The organism is Paenarthrobacter sp. RAF54_2 (assembly GCF_052113945.1).
GTDB lineage: Bacteria > Actinomycetota > Actinomycetes > Actinomycetales > Micrococcaceae > Arthrobacter.
Window position 1 is genome coordinate 46,322 of sequence record NZ_JBFRDV010000007.1, and the last position, 18,509, is coordinate 64,830.

The 18,509-nt window shown below is 62.5% G+C and carries 18 protein-coding genes; 9 read left to right on the forward strand and 9 right to left on the reverse strand.

Annotated features, from left to right (window positions below):
• Window positions 1–4 precede the first annotated feature (4 nt).
• The 4 genes from AB4Y87_RS08970 to AB4Y87_RS08985 all read right to left on the reverse strand — a co-directional run bounded on the left by AB4Y87_RS08970 (window position 5) and on the right by AB4Y87_RS08985 (window position 5,252).
• Window positions 5–973, reverse strand: coding sequence for an NUDIX hydrolase (locus tag AB4Y87_RS08970; protein WP_442004036.1), 969 nt, complete (start codon window positions 971–973; stop codon window positions 5–7).
• 9 nt (window positions 974–982) lie between these two features.
• A complete protein-coding gene (locus AB4Y87_RS08975; RefSeq protein WP_442004037.1) occupies window positions 983–3,232 on the reverse strand; it encodes an RNA degradosome polyphosphate kinase in 2,250 nt (749 codons plus the stop codon).
• A 105-nt stretch (window positions 3,233–3,337) separates the two neighbouring features.
• Window positions 3,338–4,318 carry a mycothiol synthase gene (mshD, locus tag AB4Y87_RS08980; protein WP_442004038.1) on the reverse strand — a complete coding sequence of 327 codons (981 nt, stop codon included), beginning with the start codon at window positions 4,316–4,318 and terminating at the stop codon, window positions 3,338–3,340.
• Window positions 4,319–4,553: 235 nt separating this feature from the next.
• Window positions 4,554–5,252: a winged helix-turn-helix transcriptional regulator gene (locus AB4Y87_RS08985; RefSeq protein ID WP_216925061.1), complete on the reverse strand. Its 699-nt coding sequence runs from the start codon at window positions 5,250–5,252 to the stop codon at window positions 4,554–4,556.
• Window positions 5,253–5,514: 262 nt separating this feature from the next.
• Between AB4Y87_RS08985 and AB4Y87_RS08990 the strand changes: the two genes are divergently transcribed.
• From AB4Y87_RS08990 to AB4Y87_RS09020, 7 genes are all read left to right on the forward strand, one after another.
• Window positions 5,515–6,249 (forward strand): permease, encoded by a 735-nt coding sequence (locus AB4Y87_RS08990; RefSeq protein ID WP_431115973.1) that lies wholly within the window; start codon window positions 5,515–5,517, stop codon window positions 6,247–6,249.
• 167 nt (window positions 6,250–6,416) lie between these two features.
• Window positions 6,417–7,016 (forward strand): FABP family protein, encoded by a 600-nt coding sequence (locus AB4Y87_RS08995; RefSeq protein ID WP_442004039.1) that lies wholly within the window; start codon window positions 6,417–6,419, stop codon window positions 7,014–7,016.
• Between the two features lie 56 nt (window positions 7,017–7,072).
• On the forward strand, window positions 7,073–7,795 hold the full coding sequence (locus tag AB4Y87_RS09000) for a flavodoxin family protein (RefSeq protein ID WP_442004040.1): 723 nt from the start codon (window positions 7,073–7,075) through the stop codon (window positions 7,793–7,795).
• Window positions 7,796–7,852: 57 nt separating this feature from the next.
• Window positions 7,853–8,938 carry a CAF17-like 4Fe-4S cluster assembly/insertion protein YgfZ gene (gene ygfZ / locus AB4Y87_RS09005; RefSeq protein WP_442004041.1) on the forward strand — a complete coding sequence of 362 codons (1,086 nt, stop codon included), beginning with the start codon at window positions 7,853–7,855 and terminating at the stop codon, window positions 8,936–8,938.
• Window positions 8,935–9,369: an ankyrin repeat domain-containing protein gene (locus AB4Y87_RS09010; RefSeq protein ID WP_442004042.1), complete on the forward strand. Its 435-nt coding sequence runs from the start codon at window positions 8,935–8,937 to the stop codon at window positions 9,367–9,369. The genes ygfZ and AB4Y87_RS09010 overlap by 4 nt, the downstream gene beginning before the upstream one ends.
• 110 nt (window positions 9,370–9,479) lie before the next feature.
• Window positions 9,480–10,109: a PadR family transcriptional regulator gene (locus AB4Y87_RS09015; RefSeq protein ID WP_442004043.1), complete on the forward strand. Its 630-nt coding sequence runs from the start codon at window positions 9,480–9,482 to the stop codon at window positions 10,107–10,109.
• Window positions 10,093–11,607: a DHA2 family efflux MFS transporter permease subunit gene (locus tag AB4Y87_RS09020; protein ID WP_442004044.1), complete on the forward strand. Its 1,515-nt coding sequence runs from the start codon at window positions 10,093–10,095 to the stop codon at window positions 11,605–11,607. Before AB4Y87_RS09015 ends, AB4Y87_RS09020 begins: the two co-directional genes overlap by 17 nt.
• Window positions 11,608–11,710: 103 nt before the next feature.
• On the opposite strand, the gene AB4Y87_RS09025 is transcribed toward AB4Y87_RS09020, so the two are convergent.
• From AB4Y87_RS09025 to AB4Y87_RS09045, 5 genes are all read right to left on the reverse strand, one after another.
• Window positions 11,711–12,460: a GNAT family N-acetyltransferase gene (locus tag AB4Y87_RS09025; protein ID WP_442004045.1), complete on the reverse strand. Its 750-nt coding sequence runs from the start codon at window positions 12,458–12,460 to the stop codon at window positions 11,711–11,713.
• A 17-nt stretch (window positions 12,461–12,477) separates the two neighbouring features.
• Window positions 12,478–13,503, reverse strand: coding sequence for an ATP-dependent 6-phosphofructokinase (locus AB4Y87_RS09030; protein ID WP_223934019.1), 1,026 nt, complete (start codon window positions 13,501–13,503; stop codon window positions 12,478–12,480).
• Between the two features lie 207 nt (window positions 13,504–13,710).
• Window positions 13,711–13,959 carry a PspC domain-containing protein gene (locus AB4Y87_RS09035; RefSeq protein WP_216925069.1) on the reverse strand — a complete coding sequence of 83 codons (249 nt, stop codon included), beginning with the start codon at window positions 13,957–13,959 and terminating at the stop codon, window positions 13,711–13,713.
• A 63-nt stretch (window positions 13,960–14,022) separates the two neighbouring features.
• Window positions 14,023–14,415, reverse strand: a complete 393-nt coding sequence (locus AB4Y87_RS09040) for a hypothetical protein (RefSeq protein ID WP_442004046.1) — start codon at window positions 14,413–14,415, stop codon at window positions 14,023–14,025.
• Between the two features lies 1 nt (window position 14,416).
• A complete protein-coding gene (locus AB4Y87_RS09045) occupies window positions 14,417–16,009 on the reverse strand; it encodes a PspC domain-containing protein (protein ID WP_442004047.1) in 1,593 nt (530 codons plus the stop codon).
• Window positions 16,010–16,134: 125 nt separating this feature from the next.
• Between AB4Y87_RS09045 and AB4Y87_RS09050 the strand changes: the two genes are divergently transcribed.
• On the forward strand, window positions 16,135–17,700 hold the full coding sequence (locus tag AB4Y87_RS09050) for a PspC domain-containing protein (protein ID WP_442004048.1): 1,566 nt from the start codon (window positions 16,135–16,137) through the stop codon (window positions 17,698–17,700).
• Window positions 17,697–18,371 carry a LuxR C-terminal-related transcriptional regulator gene (locus tag AB4Y87_RS09055; protein ID WP_442004049.1) on the forward strand — a complete coding sequence of 225 codons (675 nt, stop codon included), beginning with the start codon at window positions 17,697–17,699 and terminating at the stop codon, window positions 18,369–18,371. Before AB4Y87_RS09050 ends, AB4Y87_RS09055 begins: the two co-directional genes overlap by 4 nt.
• Window positions 18,372–18,509 lie beyond the last annotated feature (138 nt).

An 18,509-nucleotide genomic window follows, 5' to 3' on the forward strand; every position in this document is an offset into this window, starting at 1 on the left:
GTGGCTAGTCGTCGAAAGGCTTGACCTGTTCCACGGACACAATCTTCCGCTCAGAGCCACGGGCCACGTGGCAGACGATGACCTCGCCCGGAGAAAGGAACGGATCGGACGTTGGCAGCAAGCCCCGCAAAGCCGCGGACATGTGCTGGCCTAATTGGTTCAACACGGTGGGCAACGCCGGGCGATGCGTGCAAAGAGCGATTGGCACCTGCTTATCGAACAGGGCCTCCACCGTGGCGGCAGTTTTCTTGGGTGACCGGTTGTGGTTGTGCTCAGTGAGGGCTTCAACCAGCTTTACCTTCGCTCCGCTTGCCTTTGCGTAGGGGGCAATGGTTGCTACGCATCGGGTCCACGGGCTGGTAACTATCCGTTGCGGCTTCCACACTTCCAACAGGCGCTGGACGGCCGCGGCCTGGCGTTGCCCGGTGGCGGCCAGCGGACGTTCCCCTTCAGCCTTGGTCCATGAGGACCTGGGCTTTGCCTTTGCATGGCGGATCAGTACGAGCGGCCACGTATCGAGTTCGCCCCGGATGTGGGCCTTCTCGAGGTACTCGAGGGGCTCCACATCCGTGGGGTTGCTGAGGAAGGATGCAGCCCTGTCCGGGCTGCACCACATGACGCTGTCTACTTCCTTGCCGTCGGGTCGAAGCTGTTCGCCGTTGACCCGCATGGCCCAGTAGTGCACAACTTTCAGGCCAGCACTGACGTGGTAGTGAATGGGTGGCAACGGCACGCCGAGCGAACTGTTAAGGCCGATCTCTTCATGCACTTCACGGACGGCACACTGCGGAACTGTTTCGCCGTCGTCGAGCTTTCCTTTGGGCCAGGACCAATCGTCGTAGCGGGGCCTGTGGATCAGGAGCACCTCAAGGGCGCCCTTTTGAATCCGCCAAGGAATGGCACCGGCCGCAACAACGGCCACCCGTTCACCGGGGTGGTCCGTCTGATCCGCCACGGGGGTATCGCTTTTCAACTCGTTCCCTTACCGCCGGGCCGCTGCACGCTGGCGTGACCGGGAAGCAAGGAGCCAGGACTGCATGTCCAGCAGGGGCTTTCCTTCCTCGTCAAGGTGGTGCCTGGTCCAGTGACCTTGGTTGTCCAAGTGCCAACTCGCGGTTGCGTCGTCCACGTAACGGTTCATGAGGTCCACCACGGTTGCGGTGTCTTCCTTGCTGGCCAACTGGACGAGTGCCTCAACACGTCGGTCCAGGTTGCGGTGCATCATGTCTGCGGATCCGATGTACACGACGGGATCCCCACCGTTGGCAAAAGCAAAGACGCGGGAGTGTTCCAGGAATCGGCCGAGGATGGAGCGGACCGTGATGTTTTCGCTCAGGCCAGGTACGCCGGGCCGGAGGGAGCAGATCCCACGGACCACCACGTCCACCCTCACGCCGGCCTGTGAGGCGCGGTAGAGGGCGTCGATGATGGCTTCGTCCACCATGGAATTGACCTTGATCTGGACACGGGCAGGAACGCCGGCGCGGGCGTTGCGGATCTCCGCTTCGATCCTTTCGATCAGGCCGGCACGTACGGAGCGCGGCGCCACGAGCAGGCGTTTGAACGTGGACTTCGGCGCGTATCCGGAGAGCTGGTTGAACAGCTTGGACAGGTCTTCGCCCACTTGCTCGTTGGCGGTGAGCAAGCCGAGGTCCTCGTAGTAGCGTGCCGTCCGCGGGTGGTAGTTGCCCGTACCGATGTGGCAATAGCGGCGCAGGCCGTCCACTTCCTGCCGGACCACCAGGGACAACTTGCAGTGGGTCTTCAGGCCCACAATGCCATACACAACGTGCACGCCAGCCTGTTCCAGCTTCCGCGCCCAGGAGATGTTTGCCTGCTCATCAAAGCGAGCCTTGATCTCCACCAGCGCCAGAACCTGCTTGCCGGCCTCGGCGGCGTCGATCAAGGCGTCAACGATCGGGGAGTCACCGGACGTCCTGTACAGGGTCTGCTTGATGGCCTGGACCTTGGGGTCCGCCGCCGCTTGCTCCAGGAATGCCTGAACCGAGGTGGAGAACGAGTCGTACGGGTGGTGGAGCAGGATGTCGCGGCGGCGCATGGCGGCAAACACGTTGGCCGCCTTGGACGTTTCGGATTCGTTGAGATACCGGGACGTGTGCGGAACATGCTTGGGGTAGTGGAGATCGGGGCGGTCAATGGCGCTGATCGCAGAGAGACCACGGAGGTCCAGGGGTGCGGGTACGGAGTAAACCTCGGACTCTTCCACGCCGAGTTCCCGGATAAGCAGGGCCTTGATGTTCGGGTTGATGTCCGTGGTGACTTCGAGGCGCACAGGAGGACCGAAACGGCGGCGCAGGAGTTCCTTCTCCAACGCCTGGAGGAGGTTCTCGGCGTCGTCTTCTTCTACCTCGAGGTCCTCGTTGCGGGTGACGCGGAAGGTGTGGTGCTCAAGGACTTCCATGCCGGGGAAGAGCTTGTCCAGGTGGACTGCGATGACTTCTTCCAAAGCGATGAAGCGGGCAACGCGGCCAGGAATGGCACCTGCGCGCGGTCCATCAACGGAGATCAGGCGCGGCAGCTGGTCCGGAACCTTCACACGGGCGAAGAGTTCTTTGTCGCTGATGGGGTTGCTGACAATCACCGCAAGGTTCAGCGAGAGGCCGGAAATGTAGGGGAAGGGGTGCGCGGGATCCACGGCCAGGGGCGTCAGGATCGGGAAGACCTTCTCCTGGAACATGATGCTGATGCGGTGACGGGCATCTTCATCCAATTCATTCCAATGCATGATGTGGATGTGCTCGTAGGCCAAGGCAGGACGGATCTGCTCGGCGAAGACACGCGCGTGGCGTTCCTGTAGCTTGTGTGCCTCCTCGCCGATCTGCTCCAGCACCTCGATGGGGCTCAGACCCGCAGGGGAGGGAACAGCAAGTCCGGTGGCGATGCGCCGCTTCAAACCGGCAACGCGGACCATGAAGAATTCGTCGAGGTTGGAGGCAAAGATCGACAGGAAATTCACGCGTTCCAGGAGGAAGAGGTCCGGATCCTCTGCGAGCTCCAAAACGCGGGAGTTGAATGCCAGCCAGCTGAGCTCACGATCCAGGAAACGGTCAGGCGAGATGTCGCCTTCGGGTTCCAGGCTCGGCGCAAATTCCGGGATGTCAATGCGGTCCTGGGTGGCTCGTGAAGCCGGGACTTCCGATGATCCGAAGCGTGGGGGCAGTGTGGCGCCCTTCGAAGTGGATCCGGCGGTGCCGACGGGGTCCGGCTGCATGGGGGTTCTCCTAAGCTCAGGACTGGGGTTTCCTCCCACATTACAAGCAATTCCAGTGCCCGAATCCAAGAAGTCCCGGGCTTTCCTTGCAGCGGGATGCTGAGGTTAATTCTTGGTTAAAGGTCCATACATCACATCGGTGTCCCAGCGGACGAAGCCAAGCTTCTGATATAGGGACACGGCGGCCTTGTTGTCGGCATCGACATAGAGCATGACGGCGTGCAGGTCCTTGTCCTGCAGATACCTGATTCCGGCCACGGTGAGTGCCTTGCCCAAGCCCAGGCCCTGCGCTTCGGGCGTGACACCCACCACGTAAACCTCGCCGATGGCGGGATGCGGTCCCTGGCGTGGGTGAACCTTGGTCCAGTGGTATCCCAGCAGTTCGCCTTCATCATTGACGGCCAGAAGGAAGCCTGCCGGATCAAACCAATCTTCGGCCTTGCGGGCCTCAAGATCGGCCCGTGTCATCGAACCCTGCTCGGGATGATGCGAGAATGTCTCGCGGTTGGCCGAAAGCCAGGCTTCCTCGTCCTGTCCCGGCACGAAGGTGCGCAGTGAGACTCCGTTCGGAAGACCGACGTCGGGCAGTGCGGACGTGGAGGACATCAGCCGCATTTTCCACAGCTCCCGCACAGGACCGTAGCCGAAGCGCGTGGCCAGCTCCGCCGCGCCCTCATGGTTGCCATGGGACCAAGCGCTCAACCCGTCAAAACCGCGTTTGCCCTCCAGCGCCTCCAGCAGGCGGCCCGCCACGCCCTGATTGCGGTAGCTCGGGTGGACAGCCAGTTCAAGGACACCCGTTGTTCCTGACGGGCCGGGGGCTTCTACGACGACGGCGATTCCCGCCAGATCTTCTCCAGTGGCCGGATCTGAATCCTCGTCCGGGGCGTAAAGGGCAAGCGACAAGACAGAGTGATCCCCGGCATCGGCGCCACGCAGCATCACCAGTGTCTGTTCGGACAGGGGAGGGTTGCCGTCGGATTCCTCAGCGGCCGCTGCGAGGGTCCTGAAGTCCTTGAGGAGTTCGGGATCGAGGGCGCCGGTGACGAGCAGTACTGGCCAGTTCTCGGGGTGCGCGTGACTCATGATGCAAGGCTATACGTCCCGGGCAAGCACTGTAATTTGAAGTCCCCCTGAAACGCCTGTAGTCTCGTTATCTCGTTCGGCTTTGCGGTTTATCCGCGTAGTCAACACAGGGGGGATCCACCAGTGGGGTGGCCTCGATACGTTCGACCCGTATGTCCTCCACGGAAATTGGAAGAGGCCAGGATTCATGTGAATCCTGGCCTCTTCTTTTTCGTCTATATAGTCGACAGGCGGTTTACGCTTCCGAGAGTTCGTCGTCCGGGAGCCTGACCAGCGTCAGGCGATAACCGACGTTGCGGACCGTGCTGATGAGATTCTCGTGGTCAACACCGAGCTTGGCGCGGAGGCGTCGGATGTGCACGTCTACGGTGCGGGTGCCACCGTAGTAGTCGTAGCCCCAGACTTCGGTCAGCAGCTGCTGGCGGGTAAACACGCGTCCCGGGTGCTGGGCGAGGTACTTGAGGAGCTCGAATTCCTTGAACGTCAGGTTCAGGGGTTGGCCGCTGACCCGGGCGGTATAGCTCGCTTCGTCAATAACGACGCCGGCAGCACGGATCTCCGTCTGGGTTTCCTCTTCGCCTGGTACAGCCCGGGCCATGGCCAGACGGATTCTGGCCTCGACCTCAGCAGGGCCTGCAGAGTCCAGCACGATGTCATCCACTGACCATGCAGAGGAAACGGCAGCCATGCCGCCCTCGGTAAGAATCAGCATGAGCGGGGCGCTAAGTCCGGTGGCCTTCAGCAGTTGCGTTAGGGAGCGTGCCCCCACCAAGTCCTTGCGGGCATCCAGGAACACGATGTCCGTGGGATCGGTTTCGAGCAGCGCGGTCGGTTCTGCCGGGAGAATGTGAACGCGGTGGTTGAGCAGCTCAAGGGCAGGCAGAATGTCCACCGAAGAGCCGGTGCTGTTCGTCAGGAGCAGGATGTGCGACATAGTTCCTCCAATGGGCTGTACGCGCATCATCGGGCGTCGAAACCGGAGTTTCACCGGCCGGTCACGGCAGCTGGCAAGCCTTTGCCCGTTGTAACGGGATGAAGACAAACAGTGTGCGCCGTTGAAGTCCGAGTATACCCACCCGAGCCCCGCCAGTCAGGGATTCGTGACGGGCTGCCACCGGAATTACGACATATTCGCCCGCCATAAGGCAGGATTGTCGGGAGGTCGTAAGGCGCATCGAATTGAGGTCGGGCACACAGTGAAGTCTTGGAGCATCGGGGTATTCGGACTCGTGGCGCTCGCAGCCATCGTGGCCAGCACCTTCGTTTCCCGGGAAGCCATGGTGGGCGTTGGCATTGTGGCGTCCGCGGCTGTAGGGCTTGGTTGGCCGCATTTCCTTGCAGTCCCGGCCAAGAAGACCCTGGCCTCCGTCATTGCCTTGGCCGGTGCCGGGTCCGCAGTGACGGCAGCTTACATGCCCGCTCCCGGATTCCTGGATGGTACCCCCGCGTTCATTGCCTTGGGGGTCATGGCCGTGTTCATCATCCAGCTCGTGCGGGGAACGGGACAGGCACAGCGCCTGGAATCCACGCTCGGCTGTTGTGCCGGCGTCCTGCTGAATTGCCTGGGTGCAGGATGGATTGCGGGCGCCCGGTTCAACGGCGTCAAGGAAATGGTCCTCGTTGCCGGGCTGAGTGCGGCGGTGGCACTCCTGGTAGGTGTCATTCGATGGCCGGACCGGATCGTGGCTCCCCTTGGCATCGTCATGGCCGGTCTTATGGGCCCTTTGGCCGGACTTGTTTTTTCCGATATCGCCGTCCTGCCTGCTGCCCTGGTGGGCGTCGTGGTCGGGTCGGTCCTCGTTTGCTTCCGGCGCATGACCACTCTCAGGCGCGGGCGGCTCAATATTCCCGCCGCAGTGGGAATGGGTGTGGCACCGGTTTGGGCTGTCGGAGCCTTGGCCTACTTCATAGACAAACTACTCATCTACTAACGGTTAGGATTGCATCATGTCTGTACTCGCATTTGAAATCTTCTTCCTCGTTCTCCTTGGCCTGGCAAGCATTGCCATGGCGTGGTTTGCGGGTTTCGTTGTTTACCGCCTTTTCAAGGGCCAGAAGTAGAGTCTTCTGATCCTGCAGTCCAAAAGAGGTAGTCGTTGTGCCTATTGAGATTCCAACAGACCTGACGCCTGAACTTGTCCCGCTTTCCTGGCTCATTGGTGAGTGGGAAGGCCGCGGCCGGCTCGGCAGTGGTGATGAGGATTCGGAGCATTTCGTCCAGCACGTTTCCTTCACCCATAACGGTTTGCCGTACCTGCAGTACAGGGCCGAGACCTGGATCAGCGACGACGCCGGCACAAAGTTGCGCCCGCTGACCGTTGAAACCGGGTTCTGGGCCTTGGAACGCAAGCTCCAGGAGGGCGACGGTGGTCCGGGGCTTGTTCCGGCGGACATTGTGCCTGTGCTCAAGACCGCCGATGAGGTCGAAGAACGCCGGAACAAAGAAGGCGGCTTCGATATCTCCGTGTCGATTGCCCACCCCGGCGGAATCACCGAACTCTACTACGGCCAGATCAAAGGGCCGCAGATCCAGCTCACCACCGATATGGTGATGCGCGGCAGTCACTCCAAGGAGTACACCGCAGCAACACGGATCTTTGGCCTGGTGGACGGCAATCTCCTGTGGCGCTGGGACGTTGCCGCCAACGGCAAGGCACTGGAAGCACACGCTTCTGCATTCCTCCACAGGGTTTCCTGACGCCCGGCACGAGGTGTCACTGAACGTTCCACACGCAACGAGCAAAGGAGCAGATAGTGAATAACCACCTCAAGCCGGGAGGCTACGAGGGACTCAAGGCCGTGTTCTTCAACGGCACCTTGAAACCCTCGCCGCAGCTCAGCAACACCGATGGGTTGATTCGGATCAGCCGCGACATCATGGAAAAGCAGGGCGTCACTACCAGCCTCATCCGTACCGTTGACCACGATATCGCCACCGGCGTCTACCCGGACATGCGGGAGCACGGCTGGAAAACCGATGAATGGCCTGAGATCTATCCGTTGGTCGCTGAGGCCGACATCGTGGTGGTGGCAGGTCCCATCTGGCTGGGCGATAACTCTTCCCAGACCAAGAAGCTCATTGAGCGTCTGTACGCACACTCGGGCGAACTCACTGACAAGGGCCAGTGGGCGTTCTACCCGAAAGTGGGTGGGTGCCTCATCACCGGCAATGAAGATGGCATCAAGCACTGTTCCATGAACGTCCTGTACAGCCTCCAACACGTAGGCTTCACTATCCCGCCGCAGGCCGACGCCGGCTGGATCGGCCCCGTCGGCCCAGGGCCCAGCTACCTGGACGAAGGGTCCGGTGGTCCGGAGAGTGACTTTACCAACAGGAACACCACGTTCATGTCCTGGAACTTGATGCACCTGGCCCGCCTCCTCAGGGATGCAGGTGGCATCCCTGCCTATGGCAACCTTCCGCAGGAATGGAAAGCCGGCACACGATTCGATTTCGAGAACCCGGAATACCGCTGATTCCGGAATACCACCGAGTTCCGGAATACCACTGAGCCGCAAGGACTTCTACTACATATGACTTACAAGAGCCCCCTGTTGTCGCGCCCTGGCGCTGTCGAAGACACCGGCCTGGATGCCGGCGTCGCGGCCCATTACGGCGAGCCGCTGCGGGAGCAACGCGCCCTGGCAACCGGTACCGCCGTCGTGGATCTTTCGCACCGCGGCGTGGTGACCGTGTCCGGACCGGACCGCCTCAGCTGGCTCAACACGCTTTCTTCGCAGCAAGTGACCAACCTCCAGCCGCGGGTAGGCAGCGAATTATTGTTGCTCAGTGTCCAGGGTCGCATCGAGTTCGATGCCCGGGTTATTGACGACGGCGAAACCACCTGGCTGATCGTCGAGGCTGCAGAGGCCCAACCTTTGTCCGAGTGGTTGAACAAGATGAAGTTCATGCTGCGCGTGGAGATTACGGATGTCTCCGGGGAATGGGCTGTCCTTGGTTCCACGAAGCCCGTGGAGAAGCTGGGCGGTTACTTGGTTTGGGAAGATCCGTGGCCGCATGTAGGCCCGGGCGGCTATTCCTACAGCACTGTCCCGGAGGAGTCTCACCCTGGGCTCGAACGCCCCTGGTTCGAATATCTCGTCCCGGCGGCAGACTTTGAATCCGTGGTCGATGGCTTGCCCCTGGCTGGTGCCATGGCGGCCGACGCCCTGCGGATTGCCGCATGGCGGCCGCGTCTCGGTGCGGAGACCGATGATAGGACCATCCCTCATGAGCTGGACCTTATTCGCACTTCCGTCCACCTGAGCAAGGGCTGCTACAAGGGCCAGGAGACCATCGCACGCGTTCACAATCTCGGCCATCCGCCGCGGCGCCTCGTCTTCCTGCAGTTGGACGGCTCGCAGCACACGCTCCCGGCCGTTGGCAGTGTTGTATTTGCGGGGGAGCGCAAGGTGGGTACTCTGACATCTGTGGCGCAGCACTTCGAGATGGGCCCTGTGGCTTTGGCAGTCATCAAGCGCTCCGTTCCGGCGGATGAAACCTTGACAGTCATGGACGGCGAGGAGCCTTATATCGCAGCCCAGGAAGTGATCGTCGCCCCCGACGCCGGCCAGGTCGTCGGGCGCCAAACCGGATTCCTGAAGGGACCCCACCGATGAGCCAACCGAGTCACAGCACCGGACCCGAAGCCGACTCCGCCGACACCGACACGGGCGCTGACGACGAAGCGGTTGCCTTGGCCCACACGCTCTTCGATGCCGCCCGCGAAGGCAACACCGAGATGCTGCGGAGCTACCTGAACGCCGGTGCCCCAGCCACGCTCACCAACGCGTCCGGTGATTCCCTGTTGATGCTTGCTGCCTACCACGGGCATGAGGAAACCGTGCAGTTGATTCTGCACCACGGCGCTGATGTGAATACCCCCAATGACCGTGGTCAGACCCCGCTTGCCGGGGCGGTATTCAAGGGATACACAGGCGTCGCCCGGGCGCTGCTGGACGCAGGAGCAGACCCCGACGCCGGAACTCCCACCGCGCGCGAAGCGGCCAGTATGTTTGCCCGGACCGAAATATTGGCCCTTCTCGGCTAAGGCGTGAACGGTTCGGAGAAGCCCGGTTGCTTCGGCAGCCGGGCTTTCTTGCGTCTATATATTCCACGTGGAATAGTTGTAGTGGAATATATGTGAGAAAGGTTTCTGCCGTGCCGAAAGCTGCTGACTTAACGCCTCTTGGCGTGGCATCCTTGGCGCTCCTGGCTGAAAAGCCCATGCATCCTTACGAGATGTTTCAAGTACTGATGGCCCGTCATGAGGATCGGCTCGTTAAGGTCCGGCCGGGCACGCTTTACCACGCAGTGGGCCGTTTGGAGGCTAACGGACTGGTTGAGGCTACCGGAACGGAGCGCGAAGGCAACCGTCCTGAACGCACCACCTACCGCATCACCCTGGCCGGTCATGATGCCTTGGACGCGGGAGTTAAAGCCATGCTCTCCACGCCCGTCAATGACTACCCGGTGTTTCCGCACGCCATTGCTGAAGCGCACCACCTCCCCAAGGAGGTGGTGGCAGGCCTCCTTGAACAGCGGCTCGGAGCACTCGGCGCCGACCTCGACTTCCTCGTCAGCGCGGAAACAGTGGTCAGGGCGAAGGGCCTTGACCGCAAGTACTGGCTCGACATCACCTACCAACAAGCATTACGTCGCACGGAGATCGCGTGGATCCGGGGCCTCCTCGAGGAGTTGGGCAGCGGAATCCTGCCCTGGGACGAACCGGAGCCAACTCCATCCGAACTTTCACACCAGCCGAAGGAATCCCTTGGAAAACGTAGCTAAGCCGTGGCCCGCGCTATGGTCACTCGTCATAGGCTTCTTCATGATCCTTATCGACACCACCATTGTGTCGGTCGCGAATCCGCGGATCATGCAGGGCCTCAACACCGATATCAACGCCGTCATCTGGGTTACCAGCGCGTACCTCCTGGCGTATGCAGTGCCCCTTCTCATCACCGGCAGGTTGGGTGACCGTTTCGGGCCGAAGAACCTGTACTTGATCGGCCTGGTGGTCTTCACCTTGGCTTCGCTGTGGTGCGGCCTCTCCAGCGACGTCACCATGCTGATCGCCGCCCGCGCAGTCCAAGGACTCGGCGCGGCCATGATGACGCCCCAGACCATGGCAGTCATCACACGTATTTTTCCTCCGGACCGTCGGGGCGCCGCCATGGGACTCTGGGGAGCGACAGCCGGCATGGCTGTTCTCGTAGGCCCTATTCTGGGCGGTGTGCTGGTGGACGGACTGGGGTGGGAGTGGATCTTCTTCGTCAACGTCCCTATTGGAATTGTCGCTTTCGTCATGGTCACGCGTTTCGTTCCAAAGCTGACTACGCACAGCCATTCATTCGACGTCGCGGGCGTGGTGCTCTCCGCCGTCGGTATGTTTCTTTTGGTCTTCGGCATCCAGGAGGGCCAAACCTACAAGTGGGGAACGGTCACCGGCGCCGTCACCGTGTGGGGCTTGATCATCGCAGGGCTCGTCGTCCTGGTGCTCTTCGTCTTCTGGCAGTGGCTACTGGGCAGGCGAGGCGGGGAACCGCTGCTGCCGCTTGCTTTGTTCAAGGACCGCAATTTCTCCCTGGGCAACACCACCATCATGGTTGTCGGCTTCACAGTGACGGCGTTCCCGCTGCCGACCATCTTCTACTACCAGGTGGTGCGGGGCCTGACCCCCACCCAATCAGCGCTGCTCATGATTCCCATGGCAGTGATCTCCGGCGGTCTGGCACCCTTCGTGGGCAAGCTGATCGACCGGGCCAACCCGCGCTGGTTCGCATCCTTTGGCCTGGTTTGCCTGGCAGGAGCTCTCTTCTGGACGGCTTCACTTCTGCGCCCGGACACTCCCATTTGGATGTTCCTGCTTCCCAGCGCCCTGCAGGGTGTTGCCAATGGCTTCATTTGGGGGCCGGTATCCAATGCGACAACGCGCAACCTCGAGCCACGCCAAGCCGGCGCCGGTTCGGGCGTGTTCAACACCACCCGCCAGATTGGGGCAGTCCTTGGATCGGCGGCCATTGCCGCCCTGATCCAGGCCCGGCTTGCGGCCGAGTTGCCCGCGGCGCCGGCAGGAGCCCCGGCGAACGAAGCGTCCATGAACGGTGCCCTGCCAGAAGCGCTGCATGCAGGATTCTCGACGGCGATGAGCCAGTCGATCGTGCTGCCCGCCTGTGCGATTCTCGTCGGGGCAGTGGTGGCCATGTTCTTCGCGAAGCCTAGGTCCGTTGAAGGATGGGGCGGTGCTGCTGCAAAAGAGGCTCCACAGGAAACTGTCCGGAAGTAGCGCGGCAAACGGCGGGGACCAGCCCATTCTTGGCTGGTCCTGACCCGGACAGGGGCAGGACCAGCGCTTGCCAAGACCAAAGCTGGGCCGGTTCGATTCCTTCTTAGCCGAGCAGCACGCTCGCATGGAGTCCGCCAGTGGCGAATCCCAAGCTACGGGCCATCGCGAGCGCGCTGCTGTTGCTGACATCGGCCTTCCACTGGAGCGTCAGCCCCGCGGCCAGGGCTTCGTGGGCAGCAATCGATGCAGCCAGCGTTCCCAGGCCCCGCCGGCGCCAGGGCGGTGCTACCAGGACGCCCATGTTGGCCAGGATTCCCTCCCACTCGGAGTAGGCCCCACAGGCCACGGGAGTGGGCTGCTCTTCTTCGGGATGCATGATGGTGAAGCGGTGCTCCAGGGCTTGCAGGCCCACTTCATTGACGTCATCCGGGGGGCACAGCCCTTCCAGCGCGATCGCCTCCGGATTGCCTCTGGAGACCGTGAGGTCTTCGGAGGGTTGATTGAGCGGGAGGTCATCGGCAAAGAACAAGGCTGAGGACCCGAGGCCATGTCCACCGTGCGACCGCGTGAGGGTCAACAGCGTCACATGCTGGGCAAGTTCGGTGTCTGGAATTCCAGCGGCTGCGTCGAGGACCCATTGTGGTCCCACCAACGCCGAGGCACCAAAAAGGCGCAGGAAAACAACCGCCCGCGCCGATTCATCGAGGCGGGTGATGCGGTTTGAGGGGTCGCTCGGGTCCAGCGCAGACGTGGTGGCCCGGGCCGCAGCGGCGGCGAAAGCGTCGTCGTCGAACCCCAAATGGCGAGCCCACGCCAGCTGGATAATGGCAGCGGACGTGGGCTCAAGAGTCATGGATTCAGCCTAGCCGACTAGCCGAAGAGCACACTCGCTTCGTCGTAGCGGTGCTGGGGAACAGTCTTGAGCTTACCCAGTGCTTCTTCGAAACCAACGTGGGAGATGTCCGTGCCCTTCAGGGCCACCATGGTGCCCCAACGGCCCTCCACCACTGAATCGATGGCTGCCATGCCCAGGCGGGTTGCAAGGACGCGGTCATAGGCAGTTGGTACGCCGCCACGCTGGATATGGCCAAGAATGGTGGCGCGGGTCTCTATGCCTGTGCGTGCTTCGATTTCCGGCGCGAGCTGGTCGGCGATTCCACCCAGGCGGGGACGGCCAAAAGTGTCCAGTCCGCGTTCGGAGTGGGGAGATTCCATGTGGTCCGGAACGAAGCCCTCTGCTACCACCACCAGCGGCGCGCGGCCACGGTCGTGGGCTTCCTGGACCCATTCGGTGATCTGCTCGATGCTGACCGTCTGTTCCGGGATAAGTATGGCGTGTGCACCAGCTGCCATTCCGGCGTGCAGGGCGATCCAGCCTACGTGTCGGCCCATGACCTCGGCGATCATGCAGCGGTGGTGGGACTCGCCGGTGGTGCGGAGGCGGTCGATTGCTTCGGTGGCGATTTCAACCGCTGTATCGAAACCGAAGGTGTAGTCCGTTGCGTCGAGGTCGTTGTCCACGGTCTTGGGAACACCAACAATTTTCAGTCCGGCATCGGTGAGCCGTTTTGCTGCCGCCAGAGTACCTTCGCCGCCAATTGCGATGATGGCGTCAATGCCCAGGCGTTCCATGTGGGCCTTGATGACGTCCGGGCCACCACCATTTTCAAACGGGTTGGTACGTGAGGTGCCCAGGATGGTGCCGCCCTGCTTGGCGATACCGCGGACCAAGGTGCGGGGGATGTCGATGACATCACCTTCCACAACGCCGCGCCAGCCGTCCTTGAAACCCACGAACTCCTGGCCGTGGATTGCGATCCCCTTCAGGACCGCTCCACGGATTACTGCGTTGAGTCCGGGGCAGTCGCCACCGCTGGTAAGAATGCCAATTTTCATGTTTGCTCACTCATGGCTTGGAGGAATACGTCTGGAGCGCCACGCTGAGCTCCCAACGATTGTAGACGTCGATGTGGGGTGGGACACAAATGGTTACTTTTGACCCCGGCCGTGCGGTATTGGAAATCTCTCTGAAAACAACGAAAGCGCCCCGCTGCGGCGGGGCGCTTTGTGTCGCTGACGTCGAAGTTGCCGATCGTTGCGCGCCTAACGGGARCGCTGGCTGATGAATGACTCCAGCGCGATCCTGTTCTTCTGGTCCGGCAGGATGAGCCAGGCGAGGATATAGAACACCGCCGCTGGTCCTGGCAAGAGGCAGAAGAGCAGGAAAGCCACCCGAACATATGCCACATCCACCCTGAGCTTCGCGGCAATGCCACCACAGACGCCACCCAACCAGCGCTGGGGTCCACGCTTCAGGCCGAAGCCCCTGACGATGCTGAAGAACTTGTCCATGGCTACAGACTTCCTTGTTGTGGTTGCTTTGTCACGTAAGTACCTGCCTCGATCTGCGGGCAGCTACTCGGCAGGAGTCTTTGATTTGCCCGCACTCCTGCGGGCGGCGAGGAGTCCTCCGATGACCAGGGCTGCGCCCGCGCCGATCATGAGGCCGATCAGTACATACGTGCCGTCCAGCACCACCCAACCAAGGGTGGAGATGACCAACAAAGCGGCCAGGGCAATCACAATCAATCCCCACACCACGGTGCCGATCCGCGCCTGCTGCGGTTCGTTGTCGTCGATGGTCCGTTCCACCCGATAGGCGGGCTCAAGCGATGGCGTGAGCGGTATTGGCTGGAGCCGTGGTGAGGGTGCCGGTTCCTTGGTGAGCGGAGTGGTGTCCACCGGGTTCTTGGCATCACTGCTGTTTTCCCCTGCTTCGCGTGCCTTGCTTGGTTCGTTCGTGCTCATGTCAGTTTCCTTCCTGGATGGTCACGTTGCTGAATGTGCCATCGATTTCCACCACAAGGTTGGCCCCGGGCTTTTCGGCGTTGTAGACCGTCCGCTCGTCCTGGAGCCGGCCGCCGCGATCCGTGCCGTGTTCGTTCAGGTTGCCGAAGGTCATATCGGCCCTGACCTCCACGGGCACGTCGTTCGGGATGATGACGGTGACGTTGCTGAAGGTGGCGTCCACGGGGACCACGATTTCGGTGGTCAGCGGAGGTGTCAGGTCCAGGTCGTCCAAGTTCACTGTTCCCTTGCCGCCGGTGACGTCGACGCCCTGCCGGGCCTGCTCGATACTTAGCGGTGCCCAGTCCACGTCATGGAAGGTGAAGCGATCACCATTCCGTGGGACAACGTTGAAGATTCCACCGATGATCAGGGCCACTACTGCCAGGAAACCGAGGAAACCGGAGGTCCGTCCCCGCAAGCCTGCAAAGAGGATGCCCAAACCCAGTACGGCTGCGCCCGTTGCCCACACGACGGCGTTGGCTGCGTTGCCGAGCTCGATGATGTTGCCGGCGTCCAGCGCTTTCAAGGTGCCGCCAACCAGCAGTGCCACACCCGCAGTAACCGCTACTATCGCTGGCCCGGGACCCTTGCGCCTGGCGCGCGGCGGCTTGGGTTCACCGTTGTGGGGCTGGCCGCTAAAAGGCTGGCCGCCCTGCGGAGGAGTGGGGCCGTAGGGAGGCGTGGGGCCGTAGGGAGGCCGCGGACCTGATGGCTCGTAGGGGCCAGCCGCACGATCCTGCGGCTTTGTGCCCGGCTGGCCTTGACCGTACACCGGCACGCCGCTGTTGGTACCGGTAGGAGTGCTGGTCCCGGCAATAGGGCTTGTCCCGGTGGCTGCTGGGGTTCCGTAGGCCGTGGGGGCTCCGTAGGCGGTGCCCGTTGCGTAGGAAGTGCCCGTTCCGTAAGAAGTGGCGGCGAAGTTCTGCTGGCTCATGGGCCGGGTTGCCTTCGGTCCTTTGTTGCGTTGTACCAGGTAGTAGATGAGGTAGATGACGCCGCCCACCCAGAAGAGCGTCCACAGCACGCCCGGAAGGCCGTTCCAGCCCCAGCCCCAGAATCCCCGACCCAGGCCGGGCAGGCCGATGATCGTGGTGATCAATGCGCCTGTCATGCCACCGGACCAACGCCCGGCGGCTGCTTCCTGAACGTGGATGCGGCCGTCAGGTTCAGGCAGCAAGGCCCACGCCAGGCCGTAGAGGAGGACGCCAATGCCGGCGAAGAGTGCCAGGACGATGAAGATGCCCCGAACAATCAGGGGATCGATGCCGAACCGGTGCGCAACTCCGCTGGAGACGCCACCAATCCAGCGGTCCGGCCCGCGGCGGACACCCTGGCTGCGGATCCAGTCGAAGAAGTTCTGCTGTGGTGCAGTAGGGGGTGCAGCGGGACCAGTACCGGAGGAAGGATAGGCGTGGGGGGAAGGTTCCCCGGGGGCGCCGGTGGAGGGACCCGCCGATGAACCGACGGAAGTGCCGGCGTTGGCGTCGGGATCGGGTGTGCCGGCATTGCCAGGTGTTCCGGATCCCTCTGGGTTCATGCTGTTCGCGTTCATACTTCGATCCTGCCGTCCCGGGTACCCTGCCCTCTACTGGGGGATACCCTGAATGATCCCTGAGGGACCCCCGAAGAACGCTGGTTTCAGGTCCGGGCAACCCTGATCCGTGTTTGGATTGGTACATGACAACCGCTGTACAACGCCCGCCGCTGGTCCGCAGCAGCGACCGCATGATCGCCGGCGTCTGCAGCGGATTGGCCGACCATTTGGGCTGGCCCGTGAAGTACGTTCGGCTGGGCATGGTCCTTGCCTGCTTCGCCGGTGGAGCGGGACTGGCCTTCTACGCCTGGCTCTGGACCATGGTTCCCACCGCGGATGAGAGCGCGCGCCGCAATGCCCGCCGGCCGGCGTCGCCTATTGCTCCTGCAGTCAGCCTTCCGCCTGACGTCGCTGCGGTGCAGCATGCGCCCAAAGCGCCCGACGCCGGACCCGCACCAGCGGTGGCCGGCACTCCAGCGGTGAGTGGAAACGTTCCGGTACGGGATACCGCAACTGGCGTGGGTCCACTGCCTGGGCGCCCACCGTTCGATTGGACCACTACTGGCAGCACGGCAGCTCCGGCCGGCGGTTGGGCCGAACCGGGAAGCCGGGCGTTACCTGTATCCCGGTTTAACTTTCGGCGGATCCAGTACGGCAAGGAGATCCTGCTCGGAGCCGGCCTGCTCCTTGTCGCCGCGATCTTGATCGCGCGCCAGTTCGGCGTCGATGTGCCCTTGGGAACGCTGATTCCCGCAGCTGCCATCTTGGGCGGCGCGGCGATCGCATGGATGCAACTCGACGAGACGCGCAGGGCCGGCTTGGTGGACAAGACCAAGGCCGACCAGGCGGGTGGCTGGGTCCGCCTGGCTGCTGGCCTTGCGTTGGTGGTGGCCGGGGTGCTGGTCATGGTGTCCGGATCGGGATCCTGGGAGCAGACCTGGCTGGCGCTCCTGGCGTCCGTTGCTGTCCTCGGCGGCGTTGCCTTGGTCCTGCTGCCGTGGGGACTGAAGTTCTGGAAGGACCTCGAGACTGAACGGGCGGGGCGTGTACGGGAAACCGAGCGCGCGGAGATCGCAGCCCACCTGCACGATTCGGTGTTGCAGACTCTTGCTCTGATCCAGCGCCGGGCAGGCTCCGAGCAGGATGTTGTCCGGTTGGCGAGGGCCCAGGAACGTGAACTTCGGTCCTGGCTCTTCACTGATGCCGCCAAGGATGCCGGGCTGCTGGCCGAGCGGATCAAAGCCGTGGCCGCCGAAGTCGAGGATGCCCACGGCCAGGCCGTGGAGGTGGTAACCGTGGGCGACGCCGACATGACGGACAGGCACGAGGCACTGGTCCAGGCAGCCAGGGAAGCCATGCTCAATGCGGCCCGGCACGCTGGCGGAACAGTATCCGTCTACATGGAGAGCACGGCAGGCAGCACCGAGGTCTTCATCAAGGACCGCGGTCCGGGATTTGACCTTGATGCGGTCCCCGACGACAGGCTGGGCGTCAAGGAATCAATTATCGGCCGCATGAAGCGTCACGGAGGCGCGGCAACCATCAACAGCAGCAGGGACGGAACCGAAGTGCGGCTGGCCCTCCCTTCGCTCAACGCCGATGGCGGCGATACGCGCACTGGAGATGTGCGTACCGGGGAGCGGACTGGGGATGTGCGCACTACTGACATACGGAACCGTGAAGTACGGAATGGAGAACCACGGCAATGAGCAACACTTCCCGAAGCGGTGAGCCGCGCACTGTACGTGTGGTGATCGTCGATGACCACACGATCTTCCGTTCCGGGCTGAAGTCGGATCTCGATCACCGCATGGACGTCGTGGGCGAGGCGGGCACAGTCGAGGAGGCCATCGCTGTCATTGCGGAAACCCGGCCCGAGGTTGTCCTCCTGGACGTCCACCTTCCTGGCGGCCTTGGCGGCGGAGGGCGCGAGGTCATTGCGGGGTCCGCTGCGCTCCTGGGCACCACCAGCTTCCTGGCACTCAGTGTTTCAGACGCAGCCGAGGACGTGGTGGCAGTGATCCGGGCTGGTGCCCGAGGCTACGTCACCAAGACGATTTCCGGTGCCGGGATTTCCGATGCCGTGATCCGCGTGGCCGATGGCGACGCCGTCTTCTCACCCCGGCTTGCTGGGTTCGTGTTGGACGCCTTTGGTACGGCACCGGCGGACATCGCGGACGACGAATTGGACCGCCTCTCGGCGCGTGAGCTGGAAGTGATGCGACTCATCGCCCGCGGATACAGCTACAAGGAAGTGGCCAAGGAATTGTTCATTTCCATCAAGACCGTGGAGACGCATGTGTCCGCCGTGCTCCGGAAACTGCAGCTCTCCAGCCGCCACGAACTCACCAAGTGGGCCGCCGAGCGCCGCCTCCTCTGACCTTCTCCCACATCCCGCCACTTTCTGCCGGTTCCTCTCGCACATCCGCCGGCCTTTGGACGGTTCCTCTCGCACATCCGCCGGCTTTTGGACGGATGCTCTCGCACATCCAAACGCCTAAACGGAAATGCTCCCGCA